The sequence below is a fragment of the Candidatus Avelusimicrobium sp. genome, assembly GCF_051874775.1.
Classification (GTDB): domain Bacteria; phylum Elusimicrobiota; class Elusimicrobia; order Elusimicrobiales; family Elusimicrobiaceae; genus Avelusimicrobium.
The window spans coordinates 1-8,522 of the sequence record NZ_JBJEGE010000030.1; the positions used below are offsets into that span (position 1 = coordinate 1).

General features: G+C 49.7%; 7 protein-coding genes and 1 tRNA gene. 5 read left to right on the plus strand and 3 right to left on the minus strand.

The window, feature by feature from the left end:
- Window positions 1-300: 300 nt before the first annotated feature.
- From ACI351_RS06850 to ACI351_RS06860, 3 genes are all read right to left on the minus strand, one after another.
- A tRNA-Ser gene (locus tag ACI351_RS06850) sits at window positions 301-385 on the minus strand.
- 102 nt (window positions 386-487) lie between these two features.
- On the minus strand, window positions 488-1,444 hold the full coding sequence (locus ACI351_RS06855) for an RDD family protein (protein ID WP_439734505.1): 957 nt from the start codon (window positions 1,442-1,444) through the stop codon (window positions 488-490).
- A 53-nt stretch (window positions 1,445-1,497) separates the two neighbouring features.
- Window positions 1,498-2,322 (minus strand): alpha/beta hydrolase, encoded by an 825-nt coding sequence (locus ACI351_RS06860; protein WP_439734506.1) that lies wholly within the window; start codon window positions 2,320-2,322, stop codon window positions 1,498-1,500.
- A 53-nt stretch (window positions 2,323-2,375) separates the two neighbouring features.
- Between ACI351_RS06860 and ACI351_RS06865 the strand changes: the two genes are divergently transcribed.
- The 5 genes from ACI351_RS06865 to ACI351_RS06885 all read left to right on the plus strand — a co-directional run bounded on the left by ACI351_RS06865 (window position 2,376) and on the right by ACI351_RS06885 (window position 8,230).
- Window positions 2,376-3,284 carry a DUF2157 domain-containing protein gene (locus ACI351_RS06865; RefSeq protein ID WP_439734507.1) on the plus strand — a complete coding sequence of 303 codons (909 nt, stop codon included), beginning with the start codon at window positions 2,376-2,378 and terminating at the stop codon, window positions 3,282-3,284.
- Window positions 3,281-4,267 carry a DUF4401 domain-containing protein gene (locus tag ACI351_RS06870; protein WP_439734508.1) on the plus strand — a complete coding sequence of 329 codons (987 nt, stop codon included), beginning with the start codon at window positions 3,281-3,283 and terminating at the stop codon, window positions 4,265-4,267. The genes ACI351_RS06865 and ACI351_RS06870 overlap by 4 nt, the downstream gene beginning before the upstream one ends.
- Window positions 4,257-4,730, plus strand: coding sequence for a GDYXXLXY domain-containing protein (locus tag ACI351_RS06875; RefSeq protein ID WP_439734509.1), 474 nt, complete (start codon window positions 4,257-4,259; stop codon window positions 4,728-4,730). Before ACI351_RS06870 ends, ACI351_RS06875 begins: the two co-directional genes overlap by 11 nt.
- A 12-nt stretch (window positions 4,731-4,742) precedes the next feature.
- Entirely contained in the window at window positions 4,743-5,582 is an 840-nt protein-coding gene (locus ACI351_RS06880) for a P-loop NTPase (RefSeq protein WP_439734510.1), read from the plus strand.
- A 125-nt stretch (window positions 5,583-5,707) separates the two neighbouring features.
- Window positions 5,708-8,230 carry a hypothetical protein gene (locus tag ACI351_RS06885; RefSeq protein WP_439734511.1) on the plus strand — a complete coding sequence of 841 codons (2,523 nt, stop codon included), beginning with the start codon at window positions 5,708-5,710 and terminating at the stop codon, window positions 8,228-8,230.
- The last annotated feature ends 292 nt before the right edge of the window (window positions 8,231-8,522 follow it).

Below are 8,522 nucleotides of genomic sequence, written 5' to 3' on the forward strand. Positions count from 1 at the left end.
CACGTAAAATTCCTCTATTTGGAAGCAAAGAAATAACAATTTCTAGTATAAGAAACACACCCAACACTTTGACAATAGCTTTTATCCACTTACGCATAATTCTTCCTCTAATTTTATATTATAAAACATTTTAATTTGTACTTGCGCCACTACCCCAAAGTGCTTTTAGCATACAACTAAAAAATTTGCCAAGAAGTATAAAAACTGCAAAAATTTGCATGCTATCAGTGGTGCGCAAAAAAATCCCCGTCGGGGAATAACCCTGACGGGGAACAGTGCGTATAGAGCAAAACTAGAATACGGAGAGGGAGGGATTTGAACCCTCGAAACCTTGCGGTTTACAGGTTTTCGAGACCTGCTGTTTCAACCACTCACACACCTCTCCATTTTACGCATTCACCGAGTGGCGGGCTAACGAATGCTCCCTTTATTATACTAAACTTTTACACAGGATGCTTTCATACCGTTTGCCCGTCAAATTTATCCATTACGTGCGTTTATTAAGGCCGGCGTTTGTCCCTTTTGAGCGATTGAATTCATCGCAGAAAGTACGCATTTGCGTGTCGTCCGTTAGGCACTGAGGAATCTTGGTTTTGTAAGGCATTACAATACGGTATTTTCCCTCAGGAGTTCGCCACGCGGTGATTTCCTCGGGGCCTAAGACAAGGACCCATAATTTTTTGCTGTCGCCGCTTTCGTAGCTGTGGTTCGGGTTGAAGTTTTGGGAACCGTTCACATAGGCAACATCCGGAAGAGGGGTGATTATCTCCCCTAACAAGTCATCCCACTGCGTGGTATATTGGCCCGTTTTTAGGTTGTATATTGATTGGACACTCGCAACTTGCCGCATTACTATGACTATCATCTTCGTCTGGACTTTAGAGCGGGCTTCTTCCGTTTTTTTTATCATTGCGGGTAAAAACAAGGCGGCTAAAAGGCCCAATAGAAACATCCCTGCGGGTATACAGCAGAGCACAATTGCCCACCACGGTATTTTGTGCGGCGCAGGGGCGGGCTGTTGTCCGATAATGTAATTTTTGTCCACCACCAAACACCCCGCGATTTTATCGTGCAGACATTGTTTGCGCTCCGTCCAGCCGCACATCATATATCCGATCAGAAAACTAACGGAGGATACCGCCATTGCTATATACCGTCCAAGGGAACGCCAAAACGAAATGCGGTGGCCGTATTCGTCCGTTACTTTAATGCCCACAATCCGCTTACCGACGGTGGCTTGCCACTGGGAAGCTTCCGCATAGACGTAATACAACAAGTAAAATCCTGCTATAATCACGCCTGAGAACAAAAATACGCTATTTTCTGATACGGACATCTGTTTACCTATCGCAAACATTATGAAAAAAAGTATGTAATTGACAACACCCACCAATACGCAATCAATTAAATACGCTGCAACTCGTTTCCAAAAACCTGCGTACATATTATTTCCTCTTTGAAATTAAGATAGTATATTCTACTATATTTGCAAAACTATCAATTACCTGATTGTAAAAAATCATCTACGGCGTTTGCCGCCCAAATAAATTCGTCGTGGCCGCCGTTTTCCGCTAAAAAGCGTTTGGCGTGCGGGATAAAGTCGCTCAGGCGCGCCGTCATTTTCCACGGAATCGTCGCATCCGTCTTGCTCATACACACCAGTACGGGCGCAGTCAGGCGTGCAGCGGGCCGCGTATTTTCAAAACGGTTCAACCATAAAAAGGGAGTAACAAACATTTTATAAGCGCGGTAGAACAAACTTTTAGGCTCGTAAGTATGCGTTACAAAACAAACGGCCATATCAGGCGTAGATAAAAACGGACTTTGCAAAATGACGGCCCTCCACGGCAGTTTGCCTAAGGTGGCCGATACGTGCAGGGCGGCCGCATTGCCCAACGAGTGCCCGAAAATGACGATGTTCTGCGGCGGAATTTTTTTCTCTTTTAGCAGAAACCGCGCGGCGCAAACGCCGTCCTCAAGCATATGTGTTTGGGACGGATTACCCCCGCTTAATCCAAATCCGCGGTAATCCGTCATCAAAACCCCGTATCCGCGCGGCGCGTAAGCAAGTGCGAATTTTTCAAAGTGCGATACATTTCCGCCGCGTCCGTGGAAAAATAAAAGTGTGGGATTTCCGTCTTTTGCGGGCAGATAGACCCCTGTAATCAATTTGCCGTCCGGCGCGGGGAAAGATATATTTTCAAACGGCAGTTTCATCGGCCAGCGTTTTTTCTGCGGGCGGAAAATCACGTGCGCGCCCGTGCGGGAAAGCGCGTACCACACCAAACAAGCGGCCAATAAAAGAGATAAACTCCAGTACATAGTAATATTATAGCTTTTGTGATACGTTGTAAGACATTTTGTATAATCAAAATATGATACAAAAATCACTGTTGGACGAATTTTTACTGCGCGGTTTTATTACGCGCGAAACATACGATAAAGCCTTGCCGCAAACGGCACGGGAACCCGTGCAAAGCTGGCTGTTAAGGCGTCTTTTGTCCGTCGGGGCCGCGCTTGTGCTGGCGGGTGTGGTTTGCTTTTTTGCGTATAACTGGGACAAATTGGGCGTTCTTTACAAATTTGCCCTGCCGCTCTTGGGTATTCTGCTTTGCGGCGCGGGCGCGTGGAAATGGGGGGTAAAATCCGGCCCCGGCCAGGCGTGCTGTGTGGGGGCGGGCGTTTTCGCCGGAACGTTCCTGGCCGTGTACGGGCAGGAATTTCAGACTGGCGCGTTTGTATATGAGTTATTTGGCACGTGGAGCATAATTTTGACCGTATTGGCCGTTGCGAGCGGCGTACGCTGGGTATGGTTGGCGGCGTTTTATGTTTTTTACATTTATGTAAGCGGAAAACTTGGTTATAAGGAAGTTTACTGGCCTGCGTTGGGTATTGGTCTAACCGTGTGGGCGGTAACGGAAACCGTCATTTATTTTAAAAGGTGGCCCGCTGATTTCCGCCCGTGGGTGTTCGTGCCGCTGTGGGCGTTTTTAACGGGGTACGGCCTGTTAATCGCCGTGAATTGGCACCGTTACCACGCGGACCCCAAGTATTGGGTTCTGCCCGTTTTTTGCGCGCTCGCCTCATGCGCGGGACTTAAACTGAAAAGCCCCACGGTGCTGTGCGGAGGAGCGTTCTCACTGGCTGCCTTCTTATGTGTGGTTTGGATGGAACGGGGGGTTATAGGCGGTTTTTTTGGAATTGGGCTTATGTGTGCCGTACTCTTTTGCGGGGCCGGCGTGGCCGCTTGGCGCGGTATCCGATATATCAAGGGGGATAAATGAATACGGAAATATTAGCTTTGGTGCCGCAGGAAAAACGCGAAGCGGCGCAAACCTATTTAAAAACGCGCGAAGCGTACCCGCCCAAACTCGTACAGGGAATATTGTTTTTCGGCGCGCTGATCAGCTGTGCCGTTTTGTTGGTGGGCGGCGGGCTGTTTTGGTCTCGGGCGTTGCCGCGTATTGTTATTGGGGTGGTGTTTACTGCGGCAGGATGGTGGCTTTCCGCCAAGAACGAAGGCAGGGCAGACTGGGGATATGTTTTTTGCGCCCAGTTGGGTTTGGTAATCGGAATTATTGGCCGTATGGAACTGATTGGCTGGCTTGTTTTTTCTTTAGATTACGCAAAAGAATGGACTGCGTTCATCTTTTGCGCGGTGGCCGCTCTTAGTTACCCGTTTTTTAAAGCCAAAATAGACCGTTTGTTCTTTTGCACGTGGGCGCTTGTTGCGCTTTTAGACTGGACGCAAAACGGACTGTTGCGTTTCTCCGCCAGAATGGAAATTTTGAGCGCGGTTCTGTGCGCTCTCTTCTTTGGCGGCGCGTTGTGGATTTTTGCTTCCCGCCGTATTGCTTTAAAACCGCTTGCGTATGCGGGCGTGATTGCCTGCGGCGTGGGGCTGATTTTTCTGTTTGAATCGGCGGGGATAAACCTTGCGCTTGTGCTGTTTGCGGGAATAGCGGCTTTTTGCGCCTCGCGTCTGCCCGTTTCTTTTAAAACGCATGCGCTTATTTGCGCGCTGATTGTAGTTTCGGCGTGTTGGCTGTCCGTGTATGCGTTGGCGGGGGTTGTGGCGTGCGCGGCGGGATATTATTTGCGCGAACGCTTGTTGGAGTGGGTTGGAATGGCGGGCTTTGCTGCGGGGCTGGCGGGCATGTATTATGATATGAATACAACGCTGCTTGCAAAATCCGGCTGGCTGACGTTGGCAGGCGTATGCGTGTTGGCTGCCTATGCGGGGGTAAGGAGGAAATATGCGCGGTAAAATTTTCTTTTGCGTGTGCCTATTATTGTGCGGTGCGTTGGCGGTCTGCGCGTGGATGACGCACCGTATGCGCGCTTTATCGGATACGTTTTATTTGGAAATGATTCCCGCGGACCCGCGCGCGCTTTTAATGGGCGATTATATGTGGCTTACCTATGCGTTTGAAAACAAGGCCGAACGCAAGGACGCCAAGCTGTGTGTAGTGCAAGAAACGCGTGAACGCAAAGAGGGCGAACGGCAGGAAATTACGCAGGTGGGCGTATTTAAGTTAAATGCGGAAGGGGCTGCGTGCATTACTGTACGTTACGAGCACGGCCGCTACCGCATGCCGCACCAGTTTTTCTTTCAGGAAGGAACGGGCAACAAGTATGCAAACGCCCGTTACGCCGCCGTGCGCAAAATTGGCAACAATACGTTGTCTGTCGTCGGGTTGACGGACAAAAATTTTAATTGGATGAAGTAGGAGTTTTGTAATATGAGTGAAAATTGTTCGCACGATTGTTCTTCCTGCAGCGCGAGCTGCGCAAGCCGCAAACAGGGCGAAATGGTTAAAGATAAACCGCATCTTTTGTCCCGCATTAGACATGTTGTCGGCGTGGTGAGCGGAAAAGGCGGGGTAGGGAAATCCTTGGTTACGGGGTTATTGGCGGCGGAAATGACACGGCGCGGATTTTCCTGCGGCGTGCTGGATGCGGACATTACCGGTCCGTCCGTACCCAAAATGTTCGGCATTCACGAACGTGCCACGGGCGACCAAGACGGCATTTATCCCGTCACAAGCGCGGGCGGAGTGCAGGTGATGTCTTTAAATCTTCTGTTGGAAAATGAAACGGACCCCGTTATTTGGCGCGGTTCGCTGATTACGGGGACGGTCAAACAATTTTGGACGGATGTCATCTGGAAAGACGTGGATTATTTGTTTATTGATATGCCGCCCGGGACGGGAGATGTTACGCTGACGGTATTCCAAAGTCTGCCCGTGGACGGAATTGTTATTGTTTCCACACCGCAGGATTTGGTCAAAATGATTGTGGGCAAAGCCGTCAAAATGGCGCAGATGATGACGGTGCCCGTATTGGGGCTTGTGGAAAATATGAGCTATTTAAAATGCACGGACTGTGGCAAAGAGCTCCCTGTATTCGGCAAATCCCGCGCGGAAGAACTGGGCAAAGATTTTAATATCTCGCCCGTATTGCGGCTGCCGTTAAATCCGTCTGTGGCTGCGGCGGCGGACGACGGACGTATTGAGCAAGTGCGCGAAGAAGCGCTTGCTCCGCTAGCGGAAAAGCTGGCCGCTCTTCCGGATAAAAAATAGTTTTACGTTTGTTATTTGGAGGCGGCTAGGCCAAGTCCTATTTTTATGTGGGTCTTATGGCCCTTGTTTGTACGCGCAGGATTTATCATAATAAAAAGAGTTCTTACTTTTTTGGAGTATGTAATATGAAACGTTTGGCTGCTTGTTTAATGGGGATGTGTTTGTGTGTACCTGCTCAGGCGCAGTGGAAGAATTTCTTGAGATTAGGTAAATCTGCCCCAAAAACCGTGCTTACTGCCCGCATGCAGGCGCAGCTGGAGCGTTCGGCGTTGCTGCCGGCATCGAAAGTCCGCAGTTTGCTTGCGGTCGGAAAAGTATCGACGCGGATGATACCGTCCGTTTTGGCTGCGCCGGAGGCCTCCCAGTTGGTGCATAATGAATTTTTGACGATTTCCACTTATAAAAATATTCAAATTTCTCTGGAACAGTCGTCCCGAGCGTTGGATTTATTGAGACGCAATATGCTTGCCTGTTCCGGCCGGTTGGATATACTACCGGAAATTTCCGTCTTTCCGTTGGATCCCAGCAGCGAAGCAGCCCGTCTAGCGCTCAAAGCCCTGGGGAACGTTTACGGAGTGGGGTGGTACGGTACGCAGCAGGATGGAGCCGCTTTAATCAAACTGTATCGTATGCTGAGTGCAGGGGAACTGGAACCCTTGGCTTTTACGGCTTCCGCGCGCGCACTGTTGGCGTTAAATGATATTACCCGCTTGGAAACGCTGCTGACTGTTGCTCCTCGTACGGAAGCGTATGAATCATTTATCCAATTTTTGCAGCAGGAAAATTACGCTGTGCATATCCCTGCCCGATCGGAAGCCGTGCAGCCTGTGAACGTTAAAGCTTTTCAAGAAACGATGGCTCTTGTCAGCCGTCCCGGATTAAGTTTGTTTGATTTTTCTTCTGGGGCTACTGCTGAGTATTTGGAGACGGCTGCCCGTTTGCGCGCCTCCCGTGTGATGTTAGCGCAGGCCACAACGGCTGTGCCGGAGACGCAGTCTGCGTCCGTGCAAACGCCGTCTTTACAAAATGTGCCCATCGATTTGTCCGCGCCTTCTTTGGCGTTGGGAAAAACCGATCTGCCCGCATATGCTACGGCGCCTACATTTGAGGAAAATCTCCGTCCCAACCCGATTACCAAACGTTTTCCGTCCGGCTTACAGGACGAAGAACAAGTGATTAAAGATTGGATGGAATACTACCGCAACGGCTATTTTCACCCGCGGGACCAGATTGAAGCCATTCGCGGAATGTCCGCCGCCAAGGCCAACAATATCATGGAGTATTTTTATTATATGTCACTGGAAGAGGCCGAGCGCGTGATTTTGGATCCTATCCGCCAAACGGGCCGCCTGCCGGATTTTATGTATGACGATAAGTTAATCCCCAGTACGCGCCGTTTGCCGGCAGGATATTACAAAAACAAATTTAACGAAAATATAAGGCGTTTCGTAGAATTGGCTGAAGAAGACGGCTCCATTTTACTGCATAACGTGGAATTGAAAGAACTGGCCACCGCATTGGAAGATTATACGTTCGAGCAGGGATTTTCGTATGCGAATGATCCCGCTATGTCCGCCGGTCTGCGCCGCAACTGGCGCGCATTGGTGGGGGAAATCGAACGTCCCGGTTTGCGTGCGGATCGTACCTTGATTAACGAACTGTGGCGCAAACCCGTTGAAATTGGGGAAGGCAAAACCGTGTCGTTGGCAGAATACTTCACGCAGACGCGCCGTTCCGCGTTTTTTGAAGCAGGAAGTACACCGGAATTTTATTTAAACAGTCCCAAATGGGTGGCGTGGGAAAATGAACGCCGCAACTTGGCTGCGAAAGAATATATTAATCGTTTCGGCGGACAAAAACGCTCCTGGTGGGACCGCGTGCAGGACTGGTTCATCCTCGGCCGCAGGGACCGCTATTTAACCGTGGAAGATTTTGGCAACGTGATGGTGAACGAATGGAGTAAATCGTTCGGCATACAGGGCAGAGGGCAGAGCTCTACACTGGCAGAGGGCGGGGGGAGCGATCCATCTTCGCTGACCATTAAAGTAAACAATTTTGACAAAGCGGGCGGCGTGTGCCAAATGTCGTTTTCCGACGGAGGATATGCCGGTTCCGTCCGCGCAGGGTATGACGGTACTTCCACCGTCCATCGCTTTGAGCCCGTGGAATTTCAAAACGTGCCTGTGGTGGCGTTTGATTCTGAAACAATGAATCCGCGTGTGATGACGTTGGCCACCGTGCCGTATGTCAAAGATTTGAAAAAGCCGAATTTGGATCAACTCCGCGCCAGTACGATGGTGGGTGACGGACTGGATCCGACGCGTGATTTATTAAGCGTTCAGAGTGCCGAAGGAGCGTTGCGTTTTATTCCGCATTTAAAAGCCACTATTTACCCGCGCGCCCGTTTGGCAGGACAGAATAATTTGCCTCCGTTCTTGGACGGCGGCGGCCTGGGCGCCTACCTGGCTCTGTTTACGCCGGATTTCTTCCCGCTTAAAAAAGTGAACCGCTTGCGTTGGGTGGACGGAAAGCTGAGGATTGTGCCGGAGTATTTCGTCCGTAAAGAGGTGCCTGCCTTGTCGGGGACGATTCACCGCAATCATATTACCTTTACGGAGCAGATAGAAAACCGCGCGGTGGATAAATAACAGCTGGACTTAACTGACATTTTATGCACAAGGGATGAAATGGTTTTTTTCGTCCCTTGTGTTTTTTAAGGATAAATAACTTTCAAAACCTAAGCCATACAACTCCTTCTGATTTTTGTGTTTTATCTCTCAATTCCAAAACAACCTGCCCATTTTTTAAATTTAAATGGTAGAATGTCGATAGAGGAAAATTATGTCGCTTGCGTTAAGTAAACTAGCTTTGCAAATTGGCGATTCGCCGACTTTAAAAATAAACGCCCAAGCCCGCGCGCTTAAGGCTTCGGGTCAACCT

Coding starts and splice junctions, on each gene's coding strand:
- ACI351_RS06855 (WP_439734505.1), bottom strand. CDS start 1,444: ATGTACGCAGGTTTTTGGAAACGAGTTGCAGCGTATTTAATTGATTGC.
- ACI351_RS06860 (WP_439734506.1), bottom strand. CDS start 2,322: ATGTACTGGAGTTTATCTCTTTTATTGGCCGCTTGTTTGGTGTGGTAC.
- ACI351_RS06865 (WP_439734507.1), top strand. CDS start 2,376: ATGATACAAAAATCACTGTTGGACGAATTTTTACTGCGCGGTTTTATT.
- ACI351_RS06870 (WP_439734508.1), top strand. CDS start 3,281: ATGAATACGGAAATATTAGCTTTGGTGCCGCAGGAAAAACGCGAAGCG.
- ACI351_RS06875 (WP_439734509.1), top strand. CDS start 4,257: ATGCGCGGTAAAATTTTCTTTTGCGTGTGCCTATTATTGTGCGGTGCG.
- ACI351_RS06880 (WP_439734510.1), top strand. CDS start 4,743: ATGAGTGAAAATTGTTCGCACGATTGTTCTTCCTGCAGCGCGAGCTGC.
- ACI351_RS06885 (WP_439734511.1), top strand. CDS start 5,708: ATGAAACGTTTGGCTGCTTGTTTAATGGGGATGTGTTTGTGTGTACCT.